The following is a 19,792-nucleotide window of genomic DNA, read 5'->3' on the forward strand; positions in this document are numbered from 1 at the left end:
TGGCCCCACCCAAGATCGACAATGGAATTGTCAATGCAAACAACGCTACTGTTTGTCGATATACTTCTGCTGCTCCTGCAGAGTGTATTCGGTCAATGCTGCCAACTCCTTGGAGTCCCATTCAAGAGGCTCGGCGGCCATCGGTGCCACCATGCATATCTGGACCATTTCATCCAGGTGCACCATGTCCATACCGAAGTCCCGCTTGCCCATGGCAACAAAATGCGGGTACTGATTCTTGAAAGTGTCCAGGTAGACCATGCCGTTCGTATGACAGGTGGCACAGGACAAACCATTGGAGGACAGGCTATTGTCGTTGAACAGCTTTTCGCCCAAGGCTCTCAGTTCCGCAACATCACCCTGGTAGGGCGTGTAACCTTCGGGGCGGCGCACGGCTTTCTTGAGGCTCGCTGATACGCCTTCTCCCTCTGCTTCGCCTTCAGCCTCTCCTTCAGCCTTGCCCTCGGCTTCTCCCTCGCCTTCGGCGCGACCTTCAGCTTCGCCCTTTGCTTCCCCTTCAGCTTCGCCCTGTGCTTCCCCTTCAGCTTCGCCCTTTGCTTCCCCTTCAGCCTCTCCCTGCGCGGCTTCCGCAGAGGGAATCAGGCCAAGATTAGAGCCTGTGTGTATGTTGAAACCTGCCACAGCCACCACGGTCATCATGGGTACGGATATCATGAGATTTCGCGACAGCTTGCTTAAAAGCGCCTTTCGTTTTTTTTCTTTGGACATGTCAGCAACCTCCGGTCGTGTTTTCGTTATTCAGGGTGTAGACCCTTCATGCAGGTCTTTGAAGCACGGACACCCTTGCCGCGCGTTTGTTACAAACGGTTCTGTCCCAACCGATCGGTTCGACGGAGAACAACCCCGGGTGAGAATCGTTTCTTGCGGTTCCCGGGAGGCCGATTCCGATGGATGCCCAGGCCAGTAACGCATGGCAATGTCATCCGGTGTGACTCGGACATGAGTCAAACTGACGGTGGCGCTGCCTTTTCGCTTCATGGCGACGGTAACAGTGGCTGGCCAGGGCCGACTGGCGCGATGCAATGCCAACAAGGTTGAGGCTGTCCGATTCCGATCAGTGCGCCGGAGTGCCCGACGCATCAGATATTGCCGTAAGGCTGGCACCAGTCGGGGCATCAGAGATGATGTACTTATGGGCGACTCCACCATGTCCCAGGTTTCTTTCAGTGTTTCCCCGTCCCACTCCCACTGAACAGGCCCCCGCTGGCAATCTTCGAAGACAAGCAGAAAAAAGGGCGGATAGAGAGCGAGAATTTCATCAGCCAGAAACTTGCGTACGCCCGCAATGCTCTCAAGGGCGCTCAGGCGCCGAACCAGAAGTCCTCTACTTAGCGCCTGATCCGAGGAAATTTTTGTCGGGTACCGGTAATTATTGAGCAATGCCAGAATCAGCCCCCGGTTGTTCGCCGCCAGCCAGGAGCCTCCTCCCACCGGGTCCCGAGGCATCAGGGTATTGACATCGCCCTGTTGCTCAACAACAGGCGGCTCTGCCTCGGGCCGGGTCAGAGACTCATCCCGGTTGAAAAACAGATCTAGGCCTCGGTCCGAAAAGTGCCAGCTGACCGTACACATGGTTCAGGCACTTCGGGCCAGGCCTGCAGCCTGCCCTTCCAGATATCGCAGCGTTGAGGGATGAACGCCAAAATCAGAGCTGACCTTCACCCCGGCCTGTTCGGCCAGCATGCCGACGATGGCCATATGGTGGATGGTGTGGCTGGCCAGAAACACCAGTTCACGTTCCACGCTTGTCTTCACAGTCTGATGCTTACCGGCACTGTTATGGCGCATGCTCAGCTCATCCGCACAGGGTCCTTCAAATCGACTGCGAAGGACCCCAACGGTCTCCTCCAGGCAATCCCGTGCCGCCCGTCTGTCTTTTTCCAGGGACAGATCCCGGTTGCGGTTCTCGTAGTCAAGCAGACCGTCAACACCAGAAGTGGCTGTCAGCAGCGCGCTGTAGTGATCGATAATGTGCCGGACATGCTTGCCGATAAAATGTTGATTTCTCGCACCAAAGCACTGTCGGTACAAAGTTCCCGGGATCTGGTCAAGCAGCTGGACAAGCTGCCCGATCGCATGAACATTTTCATCAACGATCTGGCCCAAGGCCCGGTTATTGTCTGAAACTGGCTGTTTCATCGCATTTATCCGTTTTACGTTGTTCTTTACGGCGCTGTTAACGGCCGTGTGGACACAAGACGGACTCATGCCCACACGTGTTCGCTCATCAGCCCTTGGCTTTACCTTCTGCTTCGCCTTCGCCTTCGGCCTTGCCTTCTGCTTCTCCTTCGCCCTTGGCCTTGCCTTCTGCTTCTCCTTCGCCCTTGGCCTTGCCTTCTGCTTCTCCTTCGCCCTTGGCTTTACCCTCGGCCTCTGCTTCGCCCGCAGCGACCATCAGATAGTTAGCGTCAAGGTTGGTTTCGGCGGCCGATACATTGAACGCCGAAGCGCCGACAATGATGGCAAAAACGGGTCCTGTGTACGCGATACCCCGCGCGAGCTTGCCAAGCAATCGCTGTTTCTGTGTTTCTTTGGACATGATGTATCCCCTTCCGTTGTTTCACATTACCGCCGGGCGGATTGCCCGGCCTTCTTTATACCCGGAGCCAGAGGCCCAGCGGACCTCAAAGGCTCCCGGATTTTTGCGGCTGTGCTGTAGAACACCGCTTGTTGAGTGCCGCGGCAGCGACCTCAATATTGTTCATATCAACCAGGTACCGATCGCAGGTTTCCAGCCACTCCGCGAGCCGGGTAAACCCATGGGTATCGAGCGGCTGGCCACCAGCGGAACAACACTCCGAAATAAGCTGCCTCAGCGTCTCATTGACCGGAATTGACCGTAAGCCGTCCTCTTCCCGGAGCCGGGCCATACTGGGAATAAGCACCGCAGACACCGTGTAGCGACTACCGGTGATAGCCGAAGAAGCCGGCACAAAACAACCCTTGCCAGACGCCGGCGACAAACGGCCACCAATACCCTGATCGCCAAAGAAGCTTTCGGATAAACCCTCCGAAACCTGCAGCGGTAACCCCAGGGCCGAAATCTGGTAGTCGGTGCCCAAAGGCAGCAGCGCGCCGCGGCTATGGTCAGCCTTCAGACAGGCCGACAACGCCAGCGTCAGGGCATCATGGACGGCTGGTTCGGAGTTGCCGACCAGAAACACCTGCCCGGCCAGGGTCGGGCCCGCAATCAGACCGGCGTCTATGGCAATTTCCTGCGCTTCGGCGGCATGCGTCGCCAGGCAGGCCATGAGCGCTGAGGCAACGCCAGACAGGGGCAGACGGGAACGAAGCACCCTGCCCTCCAGAATCAGGGTGAAACCCGGTGTATCGCGCACGATTTCCAGCCTGGGAAGCAACCCGGTCTCGGCGACACCGGCAACCGCCATAGGCTCAAGCAAGGCTTCGATCCGGCCAATCAGCGGCGCACTGTCCGTGAACAACCGCACCCGGAAGCGTCCGCAGTCCAGTACTCTCGAAAACGGCGTGGATTCAGGGCTCGGCGAGGTTGCCGGTGCTGCCGGCTGGCTAGCGGATGCGTCGGACTGGATCAGGAATCGGTTATTCACCCAGTCGCCGAGGGTATTCCAGATATCGTTGCGGATTGCCCAGGCGTCCGGAGCGGCGGTCATACTGCGGCTGGCCGATTCGTAAAGGGCTGCAGCAATGTCGTCCGGCCCTGCACCTTCGGTGGCCATTAGCCAGATCAGGGAAGCGGTTTCGTTCAGACCGCTCAGGTGGCCGAGGCGGGTGTCATATAGATACACCTGGTCTTCACTGAGGGTGTCTTCCGCCACCCAGCGTTCAAGGCGTGGTTGCTGTAAGGAACGATCAGACAATGCCTGAGCCACCACCCAGTCGGACAGCCGTGGCAGCGCCATGAAAGGCAGATACGCTGCCGGGTCTGCCCCGGGCACCAGGTTCTTGAAGCCGCCGCTGCGGGCTATTTCATCTTGGGATTCCCGCACCAGACGCTCAACCACAGAGCCGGTTTCCAAAGCAACAGGCTTGCTATTGAGGCCCACGATTTCAACCATGTCGGCAACCAGTGAGCCCTTGATACCCTCCTCAATATCGCCGCCGCTTTCCGGCCCGGCGCACACTTCCAGGGAGGGGCTCAGGTTGCACTCCAGCACCCAGGGTTTGAGCTTTTCATCCACCAGGCAGTCAATACCCATCAGCTCGTAACAGCCCCGGGTGTCCGCACCCACCACCCTTGAGCGTTCACGCATGGGTTCCAGGGCTGCCAGGCAGGTCAGGGCCACCAGGTCTTCAATTTTGGCAAACAGGGCCTTGTCATCATGGCCCTGTTCCCGAAGCCACTCCCGGTAACGGTCAAAGTCCACGAACTCCACCGGCACCTCGGCATCCAGGTTCAGGGCATTAACGTCCGGGTTGGTCAGATAGCTGTAGGGATTGTTTGCGTTTTCCTCGTTATAGGGCGCGGAAGCCAGCTTGGCAAAACCCTGCCGGTAGAGATACACCCGAAAGGGCGACACCGAGGACACCAGAACATAAAGACGGAGAACATACTTCCGGCCATGCATGGTGTGGGGGTTTTCGAGGTATTCCTGAACCATCCAGGAGGATTCCAGCGGCACATCGGCCGGGTCCCCAACCAATTGGATACCTTTACCTCGCGCGGCGTTCTTCGGCTTCAGAATCCAGCGTTTACCCGGATTGTCCAGCGCTGCCTGCTGGAACGCGTGGTAGTCTTCCGGCATAGAGAAGACTCCTGGCACAAACGCGAGGCGATCGGTCAGGTGTCCGCTCCCTTTGTCCTGTCGTTCAACCCGCTCGCGCAGGTCCATCAGGCTGCGGTAAAGGCGGCTCTTTACTGTGAGCGCATTGTTGCCCGGAATGTGATTGATTTTCCGTTCCGGCCCAACCTCGCTGAAGTCGTTCTGATCCGGCATGCCGGTATACCAGCAGGCGTCCCACTTCTCAGCACTTTCTGCCTTTTGCCACTGAGATTTGTCCAGCGATTGCTCAAAGAACCTGTCCTGCTCGTAGGACCTGTTGCCACCCATCCAGTAGTACCGAGTCATCGTGCCGCGCTCTCCGTTCCGATTGGCCACTGCCTCGACGCTTTGCAAGACAGTGATTTATTGGCTTTTCGAGGATAGTGACACATGTGAGTTGCAACTGTTACAGCGTCAACTGAATTTTTTTAGTTACCTGTTCGAGTCTGGCTGGCAGGCCATCTTGGCCGTTATGATATGATTGCTTTGGTCAAAAGTTCGTTAACAACAAAAAGATGAGGAGATGTGCCCCGAACCGGAACTCTGGCGGTTGTGGGCTCAACAGGACGCCATAAGGATCTCCGGGTTATACAACCTCGATTCGCCTGACCGGCCAACTCCGCCTTCACAAACCGAGTTTTAACTGCGGCGGTCCGGTTACTTGAGGCGGAACAGGCGGACGACGGGCTGCTCTCGGCTGCCCGCTGGAGGTGTTCTTCTCTATCCGCAGCCCTTATTCCTACCTCGGTCTGGAACGGGCAATCACTCTGGCTCGCAACTGGAATATCCCCCTACGGCTGAGGCCGGTTCTACCGATGCTGATGCGTGGGCAATCGGTACCTGATGCCAAAAAGGGTACATCTTTCATGACACCAAACGGGAGGCTCTCAAGCTGGGTATACCCTACGGCTTTGTCGCCGATCCTCTGGGGCCGGGCGTGGAAAGGTGCTATGCACTGTTCGAATACGCCCGGTCACTGGGCCGTGGAATCGAGTACATACGCAGCTATGCCCGGGCCGTCAGCTGCTGGGGCCGGGACCGGCTGTGGTTGATAGAAGATGAGGTTAAAAAAAGCGTGGAGACCAACCACCTCGTTTCATAACCTACTGACTTGGCTGCCAGGAACCTTGAACTTCAAGGCGCGGCATGGCTTGATTGGCCAAAGGCGCTAAACTTATCCTCAACAGGAGCCCAAACCATGACAACGCAAAAGCCCGCAGACTTCCCTTACCCGTCACACTTCGCGGATGTACTGGGTTCGCGCATGCACTATGTGGAACATGGTAACGGCGACCCTTTACTCTTCCTGCACGGGCAGCCCACTTGGTCTTACCTTTGGCGAAAGGTTCTGCCCGAACTTGAGGGCAAGGGTCGCCTGATTGCCGTTGACTTGATCGGCTACGGGATGTCTGACAAGCCCGATATCCCCTACGACATTGACGACCACATTCGTTACCTTGACGGCTTTATTGAGGCCCTGGGCCTGGATCGCATCACCATTGTCTGTCACGACTGGGGATCGTTTTTCGGCTTTCACTACGCCCACCGTCACCCCGAGCGCATCAAGGGGCTGGCGTTCATGGAGGCCATGCTGAATCCAATACCGGGGTACGACGCATTTGATCCCCAAACCCGGGCGTTTTTCCAGACCCTGCGTTCATCGCAGGCCAATGCCGAGCGAATGATGATGGACGAGAATCAATTCGTCGAGAATATCCTGCCCGCTATGATCTGCAGACCTCTGGAACGGCAGGAGCTTGATGCCTATCGCGCTCCCTGGACAGATCGGCAATCCCGCAGGATTCTTTGCACATTTCCACAAAATCTTTGCATCGGCAAGGAGCCGGCGTCTGTCTACCGGATGCAAACGGCCTATATAGAATGGCTTGGGCAAACGGACCTGCCCAAGCTGCTGATTCACGCGGAACCCGGGTTTCTGATCCCAGCGCCGGCTGTGGACCAGTACCGCCAACAGTTACCCAACCTGGAAACAGCGTTTGTGGGGTCTGGCCTGCACTACATCCAGGAAGACCAACCACAGAAAATTGGCCAGGCTATCGCTCAATGGATGGACCGTTGCGGGTTGTGACGGACTGGCCGGTGCCCGTTAACCTGGCCCCGAGCCAGATCCCTGCCAGCATACCTATCAAGGCGGACAGGCTGGCCGGAGACAGGGCGGGCAAAGCCAGCAACAACTGGAAATCGTTACCCCCTAGCGCAAGCGCTGCCCCGACGCCCATCAACAGGCCACTGCCCAGGTGTTTGCCGGTTTCACCAAAGGCTGGCAACACCCACCGGAAACGCCCGAAGCGCCAGGCGCCCGCCGCCATGCCCAGCACCATGGCGACCAGAATCAGTACCCGAGAGAGCGAAGGCGGTGGCGATGTACCCGTCATCAGGTTCAGACCGGCGTCGCGGACAAAGTCACTGGGCGACCAGGCCGGCTCATAGAGAAAGAGCGCGCCCGCAAAGATCCCCACCAGCATGATGCCGCTCCAAAGGCGCCAGCGGTAGCGAAACTTCCAGTAAACCAGTGCCGAGACCAACACCAGGCTACTCACGCTAAACCAGGGCAGCAGCCCGAGCTGGTAGGGCGTACTCCGGAGGTCTGGCTCGATGTCCGCCACGATCAGCAATAGCCATCCGGCCAGCCAGCCAAACATGGTCAGCAGCATGCGCAAATCTCCGCTGGAGAGACGGGTTGCGGTGGAGATGGAACAGGCGCCATTGATCGCTGAACCAATGCCGAACACAAAACCACCCAGGGGAATAGACCAGTGAAACGGGTAGACGGCCAGAAAGGAACGATCGTGATACGCAATCAGAGGGGTAAACAGATAGATCCAGAACCCGGCCATAAGGATGGCGGTCAGCCGCAAACGTCTGCCTCTGACCCAGTCGCTGACGCCACGGACCATGCAGAGACCGGTTACCTGGGCGGTGTAGCCAATCACCGCAGCAATGGCCAGTGCTATCACAACTGCAAACATGAGTACCCTCCGCCCGTATCCTGATGATCAGGACACGGAAACAGAGTAAATGTTACCAAAAGGGACTCTGTAACATCTGCCACAGACCAGTGTCAGTGTGGATGTACTGGCACTTCGGAAAACCTCACCAACAGTAAGGAACCGGCTATGAAACATTCGAAAGCTCTGCTGACCTTCATTCTGCTGTTTACCAATAGCCTTCTACCGCTCTTACCAGCCTACCTCACGGGTTCCCATTTCTCGACCTGGTTGTCGGCAAAGTTCACGGCCCACACTGTTCCGTCACTCCTAATGGCGACTGCCATCCCGGTATGACCGGGGTTATCCGGTACGCTGCCGAATGCGGTGAGATAGTCCCCTTGCGCCGTGAACTTCTGGATACGGTCGTTATAGAGGGCTGGCCATGACTCGAGACCACCGATATTGATTTGGAAGAAAATAATAAAATTGATTGTATTTTTGCGCTCAATAGGTAAAGACTATGATATGGTCAATCGCGCCTAACAGGTAAGTCAAATCAGTCCGGATCGAAGCCCCCTAAGCAGCAACTCGGGGGTTCGGGGAGATCTGGTTCAGACGACCTGTTTGCGGCGCCATGCGAGTTCGTTAGGAATCGTGGCCTTGGGCTGAAGCATGGCAAAGTCCATATCATCAATCTCTTTGCCATCTTTCAGTCGCTGAACAAAGTCGGGGTTGGCCAGCGCTTTCTTGGCGACTGCCAGCAAAGCTTCTGGGTAGTCAGCGGCAAAATCCTGATAGTTGGTCTCGTCGATGCCGCCATTGATGATCAGTTCAAGGTTATCCACTTCAGCGACAACATCGGCAAGCGTCTTCGTCCCTTCGATGAAGGGTGCGCGGCGGACATGCCCGTCGGTGGTATGAACGAAGTCAGCACCGGCATCGCGTACCGCTTCGGCGATCTGGCGGAAGCCCGCTTCACCTTCCGGGAATTGATAGTCCGGATCGGTCACCGTTACCTGTGACAGGCGAATACCGAGCGTGAAGTCGTTGCCTACCGCTTCCCGGACGGCTTTGATGGTTTCAACCACAATACGCAGACGGTTTTCGAGATTGCCACCGTAACGGTCATCGCGCTGGTTAAAATGGGTGCTCAGAAACTGATTCAACAGGTAACCGTTTGCACCGTGCAGCTCAATGCCGTCAAATCCGGCGGCTTTGGCATTAACCGCCGATTGAACAGACCCAGTGATCGCGAACCGGATGTCCGCCATGGTCATGATCTTTGGCGTTTTCCATTCCGTCTGACCGCCATAGAAACCGAGTGGCGCGCCCTTAGGTTTGACTGCGCTGGGGGCAGCAGGTTGATTGGTATACTGGTTCGCTTGGAATTGTGCACCAGCATGCATAAGCTGAACGAAAATTTTGCTGCCCGCTGCGTGGACGCGGTTAACGATGGCTTTCCAACCTTCAATATGGGTGTCGTTGATAATGCCGGGCTGGTTAGCGTAGCCCTGGCTGGCACCGTCATCGGTATACGTACCTTCTGTAATCAGCAGGCCAAAGCCACCTTGGGCATAGGCTTCGTAGTGATCGGCCATTACGTCATTGGGCGTGCCGTTCGGCTCAGCGCTGATCCGTGTCATGGGCGCAAGCGCAAACCGATTGGCCAGTATCTGATTGGTAAATCGGGTACTCTGCATTACGTCGCTCATGTGATTAACCTCTTCCCAGTCCTGATTGAATATTAAAGTCCGGACGATCACATGTTGGAGATGGCGCTTGTTGCGTCATCGGTCGATAGTACGTCGCTAGCGATATAGCGGAAGTTCACCATTGCTGCTTCATAGCCATCGCCCATATCAGGATGTTTGGCGGCTGCGGTAGCGTCCTTGACCACTGCCACTTCAAATCCGCGCTCAATTAGATCGCGCAAGTGCGACTCGACGCACAAATTGGCGGACATACCGGCAAGAATGACTTTGCCAATGCCATGCTTGCGCAACTGAAGCGCGAGATCGTTATTTTGCGGCCCGTAAATCTTGTGTGGTCCAGTGACAATAGTACTTCCGTCCTCAATATAGGGCTTAAGCTGATCCAGCCAGTCGGCGCCGGATTCCTCGAAGCCCTCGAGGCTAAGCGGCCCTTTGCGATCGAACATACCGATCTCGTGCATCTTCTTCTCGAGCGTGCCGCCAAACTCCCAGTCATGGTCGGCCGGATAGTAATAATGCGGTGATACGAAGACCTGCATGCCGGCGGCCTTAGCCGCACCTAACAGCTTGTCGAGGTTGCCGACCGTGCCGTTTTCCTCCACGCTTTCGCCAACAAGGTTCCAGGCGGCGCCCCGCTTGCTCAGAAAATCATTCTGCGGATCGGTTACGACCAATGCAGTATCACTTTTGCTAAATTTCATATTGAACTCCAATTTTAAGGTCGGGAGGTCGAACTGTGTATCCTCTGAATAATTCACCTGATCGGGCATAATTCAGCTAAATAATCGGCAGCAGCAATTGCAGCTTACAGTGCAGCCCTTGCATCAATGTAAGGGGTAGCAGCAGTAGGTTCAGGCGTCACTGATGCTCGATTTGAATTCTCTTCGTTCGTCATTGCGTGCCCTTCCCACCCCCGATTGTGCCTTCAAGTGAAGTACATCCGATCCTACGCCAATGTCTTCCTGCCTTCGGTGCGTTAGCCAACACAGTTCCACCGTTCTACGAGCGACGCCTAACCCCTGAAAAAAGGGAAAAAATTTACCGTACAGGCAAGGTAAGGCCAAAAGCAAGACTGACCTGACCTGCTCCCAACTTCGCATTGCCCCTATCTTTGCAAGCGAAGGGTTAGGAATCACTCGGCGGCAAAGCGCTGCAGTATGGAGTTTCGCAGGCGACCTCATAGGGTGGTGCGTGCGTTAACGAACAGACAGACGAACGTAGGGCCATACACAGTTGCAGCTGTTCTCAACAGCTTTCTTGTTGCTGGGCACAGTATCTGCCCACGCACATGAATTTTGGCTGGAGGCGTCGGCCTATCATTCTGATATGGGCCGAGCCGTTGGATGCTGACTTCATTGGCTCATTGACGAGAAGCCCGCTGAAATCGGGGATCGCATCAATCAATTTCTCGCAATCCCACCAACTTATCCGGAGACATACCATGGCTGATTTCGCAGATATTAGCGCCCTCTTCGTTAACACGTCTCTACAGAACAAAGAAGACGAAAGCCACACCAGGTTACTCCTCAACGCTTCTGCTGCCATCATGAAGAAGAACGGTGTTGCTGTCGAACACCTGCAATTGGCTGCGCACGAGGTTCCACCTGGTGTCTATCCTGATATGTCCGAGCACGGAAGGGCCATAGACGAGTGGCCTGCGATCTGGGAGAAAGTAAAGGCGGCCGACATTCTCATTGTGGGAACCCCCCTTTGGCTGGGGGAGGAAAGCTCGATATGCCGCGTACTGATCGAACGACTCTACGCAATGTCTGGACAGCTCAACGAGAAGGGGGCAATCAATATATTATGGCAAAGTCGGAGGATGCGTCATCACCAGCAACGAAGACGGGATCAAGCACACTGCGATGACAATCGGATTTGCGCTCAACCATTTGGGTTACACAATCCCACCCCAAGCCGATTGTGGATGGATTGGCGAGGCGGGTCCTGGACCCTCCTATGGTGACGAGATTGAAGGTTGCGGTCGTGCGGGTTTCGACAATGACTCTACGCAACAAAATGCCACGATCATGAGCTGTAATTGCATGCACCTCGCGCGGATGCTGAAGGAGGCTGGTGGAATCCCGAACGAGGGAAATGACCGCGAGGCATGGACAGTCGGGGAGCGATTCGGCTTCGAAAATCCAGTTGGAAATGCGGTATAACAAACTGGGCAGCAACCAACTTCACATGATATCCACGGGTTTGGAGCGCCGAAGGATTCCAGCAGTTGCGCTATCCAATCCTGCCGGTCGTGAAAACACTTCCCGCAGACGATCCTGGTTGTGAAGACTGCGTGTATGAGCGTTTCCGGGTCCGGCATCATTCTCTGTTCACCCCGAGGGACTTTGATGCCTCACCCTATTTCCGGATTATCAAACCCACCATTGAAGGCGAATTCGACTACCGGGCCATCGACTGGGAGGGTCGGTAACCTTCAGGCGGCCTTTCGCTGGAGGACGCGAGATCAATGCTTCTGAATGGGCTGCCACTTCTCGACCCGGTTGTCGGCAAAGTTCACGCTCCACACTGTTCCGTCACTCCCAATGGCGACGGCCATCCCGGTATGACCGGGATTATCCGGTACGCTGCCGAATGCGGTGAGATAGCCCCCTTGCGCCGTGAACTTCTGGATACGGTCGTTATAGAAGTCAGCCACAAAGACATTGCCTTCAGGGCCGATGGCAATGGATGTTGCGGCGGTGAACCAGCCTTTGAATGGCCCGTAGAGACCCAAGGCAAAGGGTCCACCCCACTTGAGCAGAAAGTCGCCTTTGGTATCGAATACCTGGACACGATTACCATAGCCATCTGCCACGTAGAGAGTTCCGTCATCGGCGAGCGCCACATCGGTGGGATAGGTGAATTCACCGGCGCCTTTTCCCGCCTCTCCAGTTGTTCCCCACTGCTTGACGAAGGAACCATCCGCCCTCAAGTGCTGCACGCGCTGATTGTAGAAGTCCGTTACGAACAGGTCGCCATTGTCGGCAACGGCAACACCTCCCGGGGCATTGAACTGCCCGGGTCCCTCACCGGGTTCACCAATGAGTTCCAGGGGCTCGCCAGCCAGGCTGAAAACCTGAATCCGGTCGTTCATGTACTCGGGAACATAAAGCTTTTCGTCGTGGATGGTCAGGTTCATCGGCCGCCCGAGCTCGCCGATGCCATCGCCGGTGGAACCGAATTCCCGCTTGAATTGCCCTTCGTGATCAAAGACCTGGATCCGCCCGTTGCGTGCATCGGATACAAAGACGTCGGTGTCCGTTACGGCAATGCCGGTGGGGTCATTAAGCTGCCCCGGCCCGCTGCCTTTTTCACCCCAACTCTGAGCCAGAGAGTAGGGCGGTGCCTGGTTCCAGTTGATCGCTCCGCCCACCCAGACGAGCAGGGACAGTATGGCCGCGAGACCGAGGACGCTGTAACCCAGCCATTGACCGATTTTTTTCATGATCTGCCCCGGAAACTAGAAGTTGCGACGGAAACCGACACGCACAATGTACTCGTCTTCGATGGCGTCACCATGGGGATCTTCGGCGACGGGCAGTTGTACCGTGCCTTCGACGATCCAGCGCCGTGTTACGTATTGCAACCCCGGCGCGAGCAGCCATTGAGTGCCGCCGGAATTGGCATCAGTACCGCTGCCCAACTGATCGCGCTCACGATGGACGAGATTGGATTCCAGCAGAGCGTAGACGAAGCCCGGCGTGCCGGAGACACCCTGCATGCTTCGCGGCCAGATCCGGTACTGCAGCGAAGCGTCGAAGCGCGTCTCGTCGCCTCGTGCGAAACCGTCGTGACGCCCGTTTTCACGGTAAAGCAACTGCCCATCCAGCTGGTACTGCAGGGTCTGATATGTGGTTACCACACCACCGAAGCCGTCCCATGCGCCATCGCCGGCTTGCAGCGAGCGTGGCAATTCGCCAAAGCGATCGCTGTCGTTATCGTCGCCGGTGGGGGCGGTGAGCCCGAACACCGGTGCTACGCGGAAGGTGCTGCCGGTGAAATCCTTCTTGTAAAGTGTGTAGCGACCAAACAGCGACAGGTCGCCAAAGCCGCTGGTGTCACGCTCGATCCGGTCCATGGGTCCCATGGGCATAGCAACGTCCAGCTCTTTATTGAAGAAGTAGGGGACCATGCCGAACACTGCGATGTTTGAAGTGACGCCGTAACCCAGCACGCTGACCAAGGCCTGTACCGAGACGTCGCGATCCATGGGTCCGTCGTCGGAGCGCTCCCGCAATACAAGCTGCTCACGCCAGATAGTTTGGCCCTGGGCCACCGGCAGGGCGGTATTGAAGGTGTTGGGTGCGGCTTGCGTCATTGTTCCACCCGTTAGCAGCAAACTGCCAACCAGCACCGACACCTTAACTGGACGACGACTACTGTTCATCGCCATCACCTGTTTCGCCTTCGGCTTGCGAGTAGGATCTGAGCGTAAACCCCGCCTCATCAACGGCCTGGCGCGCCCGCTCCTCGGTGAGTGTCTTGCCCTCTTGAAGGGCCACTCGCACCACGCTTTCGCCAACATCGACCTGCACGTCAGTGACACCGTCGATCCTGTTCAGACGTTTTTCGATACCGTAGGCACAGAACGGGCAGGCCAGACCATCCACTCCCAGAACATATCGATTATCGGCCGCCAGCACAGCCATGCTGAATATCAGAGCCGATAGCAGCAGGGTAAGTTTTTTGACCATGACAATGTCCTCGTTTGGGTCGTACCAGCCTAAAACCTTGAACCCGCTCCCAGGTCAAGGTGCAACCCCCTTCGTCAGGCGGCACAACAGGACAACTGACTAACGTCCTTGGTAAAAGTCTGAGCGCAGAGCTTCAGCCCCTCCACCATGGTGAGATAAGGAAACAGCTCGTCGCCAATTTCCTGCACTGTCATGCGCGCACGCATTGCCATCACCGCCGTCTGGATCAATTCGCCCGCCTCGCCGGTGATCGCCTGGACACCCAGTAACCGTCCTGAATCACGCTCGGCCACCATCTTAATAAAACCGCCAGTCTCGAAATTCAGCAGCGCCCGTGGCACGTTTTCCAGATTGAGCGAACGGGTGTCCACTTTGAAGCCCCGCCTGATGGCCTCGGTTGCGGTCAGGCCGACAGTAGCCACCTGGGGGTCGGTAAAGATCACTTCCGGCATGGCGCTGAGATCCAGCCGTGCATCGCCACCGGTCATATTGACGGCGGCCCGGCTGCCACCGGCGGCGGCTACATAAACAAACTGGGGCTGGTTGGTACAGTCGCCAGCGGCGTAAATGCCCGGCACCCGAGTCTGGAGTTGCTCGTTCACGATGACGGCGCCGTGATCGGTCTCTACGTCGATCGCATCCAGGTTCAGCCCTTCAGTGTTCGGGGTGCGACCCACCGCCACCAGAAGTCGATCGGCCCGCAGCTCCCCGGCATTCGAGGCGACAATGAACTCATCATTGGTATAGCTGACCTGGCTCGCTTGCGTGTCATTCAGGACGCTTATACGCTCAGCCTGGAACGCTGTTTGAATGGCTTCTCCAACAGCGGGGTCTTCACGAGATAATAGCCGGCTACGTGCCAGAATCGTCACCTCGCTGCCCAGCCGGGCAAACGCCTGGGCCAGTTCCACCGCCACCACCGAGGCCCCGATGACAATCAGTCGGTCCGGAAGGGTGTCACTGGCAAGCGCCGTGGTGGAGGTCCAGTACGGCGTACCGGACAGGCCCGGAATCGGGGGAATGGTTGGCCGCGCACCGGTACCAATGAACGCACGGTCAAAGCCGATCTCGTGTGCCTTGCCGTCAGTACCCTTGACCAACAGCGTACGGGCATCCATAAAACGAGCCTCACCCTGCACGACCGTGATATCAGGATTGTCTTCCAGGATCCTTTCATACTTGGCGTGCCGCAGTTCATCGACACGGGCCTGCTGTTGGGCCAGCAAAAGGGACCGGTCGACCATGGGTTCAGTTGCCGTGATGCCCTCATCGAACGGACTTTTGCGGCGCAAATGAGCGATGTGGGCTGCCCGGATCATGATCTTAGAGGGCACACAGCCAATGTTGACGCAGGTTCCGCCGATGGTGCCGCGCTCGATCAGTGTCACTCGGGCACCGCGTTCAGTCGCCTTCAGGGCGGCGGCCATGGCACTACCGCCGCTGCCAATCACTGCAATGTGCACGTTGTTGTCACTCATAAACGTTACTCCTTAGTCGATGGGCTATCGCAGCAGGCGTCGTGTTTCCTCTTGCGCCATACGGCATAGCAGGTCAGGCCAATAAAAAAGGCGAGCGCGGGCAACAGCACGTAGTCGAGATAACCGGTCAGTGCAGCCAGGCCTAACGTCCCAAGCAAAATCACCAATATCGGCGTAAAGCAGCAAAGCGCAACCAGCACGGTGCCAATAACACTCACCCGCAACAGGGTTTTGGGGTTGTGCATGGTTACTCCTGTGTCGCCTGGATTTGTTTCAGCGTGGACGGATAGCCTGCGTTAGTCGTGGCTTGAGTCAGTGCCTCAACGGAGGTTTTCGCATCGTCGAAGGTGACCGTAGCATCACGTTCTTCATAACGGACATCGACAGCGCTCACTCCCTCGACCCGGTTGAGAGCAACTTTGACGGTGATTGGGCAGGCCCAATGAACCATGGTCGGAAGGGTTCCAGGGCGGCCAGGTTGCCGATCCAGGCGCCGGAAATGCTCAGTGTGATTAACACCAAGGGGCCAAGACAGCAGGCGGATGCCACGACAGCGGCAAGGCCCCCAGCAATCAGCGAACCGCGACCTGCTTTGGATTCTGACATTACAATGGTTCCTTTCATGACATGATTGACTGCCGTAAGGTTACTCCCGTAGTCAGCTACGGAATCAAGCCCTATGTCTGAAAAACAATGCTCAATGACTATCGGTGTACTGGCCAAGGCCTCCAGTATGGGGGTGGAAACCATCCGCTATTACCAGCGCAGGGGGCTGGTAGCAGAACCTGAAAAACCCTATGGCAGCATTCGTCATTACGACGAGCAGGCATTGGCACGCCTTCACTTCATTCGAACCGCCCAATGGTTGGGGTTCAGTCTGGATGAAATCGGAGAGTTGCTTAAGCTGGAAGACGGCGCCCATTGTGATGAAGCTCGAGCCCTGGCTGAGCGCAAACTGGATGATTTGCGACGCAAGATCGCCGCCTTGCGACAGATGGAATCCACTCTGGATAGCCTAGTGGAACGTTGCCGGTGCAGTGAAGACCCGCAGCGATGTCCGATCATTCATTCGCTGCAGGGTAAACGTGATGTCCCGCGAGCTGATTAAAAGAGCACAAAGTAATTTTATTAACATCAAGTTCTGAAGCTGTTCATCCTCGCGTTAAACATCGGGTCATCCGGGTGCCTTCATGCTGGGCATAACATAGCAACCGGACCTGGAGTAGGCCGAGGCTTCCGTGCGTCTCTACGACGCAATCCATTAACGCGCCCGCTTTTACCAGATCCGTTACACTAACTTTGTCTTCTCTCTTGGCAGTTGGGGAGACCAGCGTGGCAACAACAGGTATGACGACTATCAACAACCGAAGATAGCACTCAACCAAAACGGAGAAAGCGAGACCAGGGCCGCCTAACGGCGACGTGCTATCCCTCCCCGACCTAATGGACGGGGTATCTCGCGCAAAACTGATGAAAGCATCTGACTTATTCGTAAAAGCGTTGGAAAATGAGGGAGTCCAGTACATTTTTGGCGTTCCCGGCGAAGAAAATCTCGATTTACTGAATTCATTAAAGAACTCGAGCATCCGCTTGATTCTCACCCGCCATGAACAAGGCGCGGGTTTCATGGCCGCCACCTATGGCCGTTTAACCGGTCAGCCCGGCGTCTGCCTGGCAACCCTTGGGCCTGGTGCAACCAATCTGATCACGCCGGCGGCTTTCGCCCAATTGGGCGCCATGCCGATGTTCATGATCACCGGACAAAAACCGATCAAAACAAGCAAGCAGGGTCGTTTTCAAATCCTCGATGTGGTGGATTTGATGCGCTCGGTCACCAAATTCACCAAGCAGATTGTCAATGGCAACACCATCGCCTCACTGGTGCGCGAGTCGTTTCGCCTGGCCATCGAAGAAAGGCCGGGGGCGGTGCACCTGGAATTACCGGAGGACATTGCCAACGAGGAATGTGCAGAGACGGTTTTTCCGCCCATTGGTCATCGCCGCCCCCACGCCACGCAAGACGTACTGCGCGAAGCAACCAGCATGATTGAGGCGGCAAAAAGCCCGCTACTGTTGATTGGAGCAGGTGCTAACCGCAAACGCGTCAGCGAGGCATTGACGGCATTCGTGGAGGCCACCGGCATGCCGTTTTTCACGACCCAAATGGGCAAAGGTGTTGTCGACGAACGCCATCCCCTTTACCTGGGATCAGCCGCCTTGTCCGACCACGATTTCCTGCATTGCGCCATTGACCGAGCGGATCTGATTATCAATGTGGGCCATGATGTAGTAGAAAAGCCCCCGTTCTTTATGGAGCATGACGGCCAGCAGGTCATACATGTGAATTTTTCACCTGCCGAGGTGGACGCGGTGTACTTCCCCCAGCTCAACGTGGTGGGGGATATCGCCTTTTCCGTGCAGCAACTGGCGAAGCTTATTGAAAACAAAGACCATTGGGACCTGTCCTTTTTCAAAACCATCAAAACAGAAGTAGACCAGCATCTGTCGAAGTATTTTTTCGATACCCGGTTCCCGATGCTGCCGCAACGTTTAGTACATGTGCTGCGAGAAACCCTGGCGGAAGATGCAGTGCTTAGCCTGGATAACGGCGTTTACAAAATATGGTTTGCCCGCAACTACAAATGTTATTCCCCCAACACCATGCTGCTGGATAATGCACTGGCTACGATGGGCGCGGGCCTGTCCAGCGCCATGATGGCTAAAATGCTGTACCCCAATACTCAAGTCGTGGCTGTTTGTGGTGATGGCGGTTTCATGATGAATTCACAGGAGCTGGAAACCGCTGTTCGCCTGAAGCTTAATCTCGTGGTGATCATCGTCAACGACAATGCCTACGGCATGATTAAATGGAAACAGCATGCCATGGGTTTTGACAATTTTGGCTTGGATTACGCCAACCCGGATTTTGTTACTTACGCCCAAAGTTACGGCGCCCACGGCTACCGGATACAAAACGATGAGCACTTTCAACAAACTCTGGACATCTGCTTGGCGTCTACCGGGGTTCACGTCATTGAACTGCCCGTGGATTACTCACTCAATCACGAAATCCTCAACGTCATGCTTAAGGAGAAAACATGCCAACTGTGAACACAACGAACAGTTTGCAAGTGTTGCGGCCTTATGACCAAAGGGTGATCCACGAGATCCCCATGGACTCGGCGGAAACGGTCATGGGTGCCCTCGCTAAGGCGCATCAACTCTTTCAGGATCAGTCGCACTGGCGGAGCACCCGATCAACCTATTGAAATCCTCGAGCGCGCGGTCGCGCTAATGCAGGAACGGGTCGAATCACTAACGCAAACCGCATCGCGAGTGTCAGACGCCCTCGGACTGAGCCTTAGACTGCAATCTCGACACCGTTACCAGTTTTCCCCGAACGGTCGTATGTCCAGTTCGAAGGTCCAGGCCGAAGGATCCTGGTGACACAGGGTCCAAATGGCCTCCGCCACGGCAGATGGGTTGACGAAAAAATCATCCGTTTTGTCATGCAGCCACTCACGGGTACGTGGCAAATCCACCACGCCGTCAATCACCACGTTGGCCACATGAATTCTTTCCGGCCCCAACTGCCGGGCAAGGGATTGCGCCAGGCTGCGCTGGGCCGCCTTGGCCGAAGCGAAAGGCGCAGAATTTGCCCGCCCCCGGGTCGCAGCAGACGCACTGGTCACCACAATACTGGCCGTGTCGTGCTGGCGCAGTTGCGGCAAAACTGCCTTGGTGGCCGCTACAAGGCCTTGGACGTTGGTGCGCCAGCTGGCCTCGAAATCGTCGAAGCTGGCCTCCTCCGCATTCTTGAAAACACCAGCCCCGGCATTGTAGAGCAGCACCGATACCGGGCCGAGTGTCTGCTCGATCGCCTGGAACGTTGAATTTACGCTATCAATCTCTGTGGCATCGTACTCATAGGCATGGGTATTCGGAATCTGTTGCGCCAAGGATTCAAGGTAATCCCGGCTGCGCGCCAGCATCGCCACCTGGAAGCCGCCCTCACTGAAACGGCGGGCCAATGCTTCACCGTTGCCGGGTCCCACACCAATAATCACGCACACTTTGTTCATTGATCACTCCTTTTTTTCGACCATTTTGGACATCGTCTCATTACAAATTACAGGTAACGGCTCGACTAGGCCACTAGCAGTTGCAAGCTTCGTTGCATTGCCCGTGCTG

20 protein-coding genes and 2 pseudogenes are annotated in these 19,792 nt (G+C 56.2%); 6 read left to right on the forward strand and 16 right to left on the reverse strand.

The features are described from left to right. Nucleotides 1-45: 45 nt before the first annotated feature. The 5 genes from MELB17_RS05835 to MELB17_RS05855 form a co-directional block, all read right to left on the reverse strand. Nucleotides 46-729 (reverse strand): cytochrome c peroxidase, encoded by a 684-nt coding sequence (locus MELB17_RS05835; RefSeq protein ID WP_007349226.1) that lies wholly within the window; start codon nucleotides 727-729, stop codon nucleotides 46-48. A 30-nt stretch (nucleotides 730-759) separates the two neighbouring features. Further along, the gene (locus MELB17_RS05840) at nucleotides 760-1,593 is read right to left on the reverse strand and encodes an NRDE family protein (RefSeq protein ID WP_007349227.1); all 834 of its coding nucleotides are present in this window, start codon (nucleotides 1,591-1,593) and stop codon (nucleotides 760-762) included. 3 nt (nucleotides 1,594-1,596) lie between these two features. Beyond that, nucleotides 1,597-2,160, reverse strand: coding sequence for a DinB family protein (locus tag MELB17_RS05845; protein ID WP_007349228.1), 564 nt, complete (start codon nucleotides 2,158-2,160; stop codon nucleotides 1,597-1,599). A gap of 88 nt (nucleotides 2,161-2,248) precedes the next feature. Then, nucleotides 2,249-2,560, reverse strand: coding sequence for a hypothetical protein (locus tag MELB17_RS05850; RefSeq protein WP_007349230.1), 312 nt, complete (start codon nucleotides 2,558-2,560; stop codon nucleotides 2,249-2,251). Between the two features lie 85 nt (nucleotides 2,561-2,645). Then, nucleotides 2,646-5,069: an amylase gene (locus tag MELB17_RS05855; protein ID WP_157133248.1), complete on the reverse strand. Its 2,424-nt coding sequence runs from the start codon at nucleotides 5,067-5,069 to the stop codon at nucleotides 2,646-2,648. A gap of 892 nt (nucleotides 5,070-5,961) precedes the next feature. Between MELB17_RS05855 and MELB17_RS05860 the strand changes: the two genes are divergently transcribed. After that, nucleotides 5,962-6,852 carry a haloalkane dehalogenase gene (locus MELB17_RS05860; RefSeq protein ID WP_007349233.1) on the forward strand — a complete coding sequence of 297 codons (891 nt, stop codon included), beginning with the start codon at nucleotides 5,962-5,964 and terminating at the stop codon, nucleotides 6,850-6,852. Here MELB17_RS05860 and MELB17_RS05865 read toward each other — a convergent pair. Beyond that, on the reverse strand, nucleotides 6,818-7,753 hold the full coding sequence (locus MELB17_RS05865; RefSeq protein ID WP_007349234.1) for a YeeE/YedE thiosulfate transporter family protein: 936 nt from the start codon (nucleotides 7,751-7,753) through the stop codon (nucleotides 6,818-6,820). The genes MELB17_RS05860 and MELB17_RS05865 overlap by 35 nt on opposite strands. A gap of 147 nt (nucleotides 7,754-7,900) precedes the next feature. Here MELB17_RS05865 and MELB17_RS24480 point away from each other — a divergent pair, with 147 nt between their 5' ends. Continuing rightward, nucleotides 7,901-8,068 (forward strand): hypothetical protein, encoded by a 168-nt coding sequence (locus tag MELB17_RS24480; RefSeq protein ID WP_007349235.1) that lies wholly within the window; start codon nucleotides 7,901-7,903, stop codon nucleotides 8,066-8,068. Nucleotides 8,069-8,325: 257 nt separating this feature from the next. Here the strand turns inward: MELB17_RS24480 and MELB17_RS05870 are convergent, their stop codons facing one another. Together MELB17_RS05870 and MELB17_RS05875 are read right to left on the reverse strand one after the other, a co-directional pair. Then, entirely contained in the window at nucleotides 8,326-9,426 is a 1,101-nt protein-coding gene (locus tag MELB17_RS05870; RefSeq protein ID WP_007349236.1) for an NADH:flavin oxidoreductase, read from the reverse strand. Between the two features lie 47 nt (nucleotides 9,427-9,473). Next, nucleotides 9,474-10,127, reverse strand: coding sequence for a cysteine hydrolase (locus tag MELB17_RS05875; protein ID WP_036183663.1), 654 nt, complete (start codon nucleotides 10,125-10,127; stop codon nucleotides 9,474-9,476). Between the two features lie 740 nt (nucleotides 10,128-10,867). Here MELB17_RS05875 and MELB17_RS05880 point away from each other — a divergent pair. Both MELB17_RS05880 and MELB17_RS05885 read left to right on the forward strand, forming a co-directional pair. Continuing rightward, nucleotides 10,868-11,392 (forward strand): flavodoxin family protein, encoded by a 525-nt coding sequence (locus MELB17_RS05880; protein WP_007349238.1) that lies wholly within the window; start codon nucleotides 10,868-10,870, stop codon nucleotides 11,390-11,392. A 264-nt stretch (nucleotides 11,393-11,656) separates the two neighbouring features. Then, the gene (locus tag MELB17_RS05885; RefSeq protein ID WP_036183665.1) at nucleotides 11,657-11,860 is read left to right on the forward strand and encodes a hypothetical protein; all 204 of its coding nucleotides are present in this window, start codon (nucleotides 11,657-11,659) and stop codon (nucleotides 11,858-11,860) included. Between the two features lie 33 nt (nucleotides 11,861-11,893). Here MELB17_RS05885 and MELB17_RS05890 read toward each other — a convergent pair whose 3' ends face one another. From MELB17_RS05890 to MELB17_RS25415, 7 genes and pseudogenes are all read right to left on the reverse strand, one after another. Next, entirely contained in the window at nucleotides 11,894-12,874 is a 981-nt protein-coding gene (locus MELB17_RS05890) for an NHL repeat-containing protein (protein WP_007349240.1), read from the reverse strand. A gap of 15 nt (nucleotides 12,875-12,889) precedes the next feature. Beyond that, nucleotides 12,890-13,876, reverse strand: coding sequence for a transporter (locus MELB17_RS05895; RefSeq protein ID WP_227498808.1), 987 nt, complete (start codon nucleotides 13,874-13,876; stop codon nucleotides 12,890-12,892). Beyond that, a complete protein-coding gene (locus tag MELB17_RS05900; protein WP_007349242.1) occupies nucleotides 13,806-14,123 on the reverse strand; it encodes a heavy-metal-associated domain-containing protein in 318 nt (105 codons plus the stop codon). The genes MELB17_RS05895 and MELB17_RS05900 overlap by 71 nt, the downstream gene beginning before the upstream one ends. A 74-nt stretch (nucleotides 14,124-14,197) precedes the next feature. Then, the gene (merA, locus tag MELB17_RS05905) at nucleotides 14,198-15,601 is read right to left on the reverse strand and encodes a mercury(II) reductase (protein ID WP_007349243.1); all 1,404 of its coding nucleotides are present in this window, start codon (nucleotides 15,599-15,601) and stop codon (nucleotides 14,198-14,200) included. A gap of 5 nt (nucleotides 15,602-15,606) precedes the next feature. After that, a complete protein-coding gene (gene merF, locus MELB17_RS05910; protein ID WP_007349244.1) occupies nucleotides 15,607-15,846 on the reverse strand; it encodes a mercury resistance system transport protein MerF in 240 nt (79 codons plus the stop codon). 2 nt (nucleotides 15,847-15,848) lie between these two features. Continuing rightward, a pseudogene (locus tag MELB17_RS25410) lies at nucleotides 15,849-16,052 on the reverse strand (cation transporter); the annotation flags it as partial. Further along, nucleotides 16,034-16,207 (reverse strand): annotated as a pseudogene (locus tag MELB17_RS25415) (mercuric transporter MerT family protein); the annotation flags it as partial. The pseudogenes MELB17_RS25410 and MELB17_RS25415, both read right to left, overlap by 19 nt. Before the next feature lie 73 nt (nucleotides 16,208-16,280). On the opposite strand from MELB17_RS25415, the gene merR reads away from it, so the two are divergent. Together merR and MELB17_RS05925 are read left to right on the forward strand one after the other, a co-directional pair. Then, nucleotides 16,281-16,709, forward strand: a complete 429-nt coding sequence (gene merR / locus MELB17_RS05920; protein ID WP_007349246.1) for an Hg(II)-responsive transcriptional regulator — start codon at nucleotides 16,281-16,283, stop codon at nucleotides 16,707-16,709. Nucleotides 16,710-17,071: 362 nt separating this feature from the next. After that, nucleotides 17,072-18,712, forward strand: a complete 1,641-nt coding sequence (locus MELB17_RS05925; protein WP_036183801.1) for an acetolactate synthase large subunit — start codon at nucleotides 17,072-17,074, stop codon at nucleotides 18,710-18,712. 272 nt (nucleotides 18,713-18,984) lie between these two features. Here MELB17_RS05925 and MELB17_RS05930 read toward each other — a convergent pair whose 3' ends face one another. Next, nucleotides 18,985-19,683, reverse strand: a complete 699-nt coding sequence (locus tag MELB17_RS05930) for an SDR family NAD(P)-dependent oxidoreductase (protein WP_007349249.1) — start codon at nucleotides 19,681-19,683, stop codon at nucleotides 18,985-18,987. Between the last annotated feature and the right edge of the window lie 109 nt (nucleotides 19,684-19,792).

Origin of the sequence: Marinobacter sp. ELB17, from assembly GCF_000169375.1 — a bacterium.
Lineage (GTDB): Bacteria > Pseudomonadota > Gammaproteobacteria > Pseudomonadales > Oleiphilaceae > Marinobacter.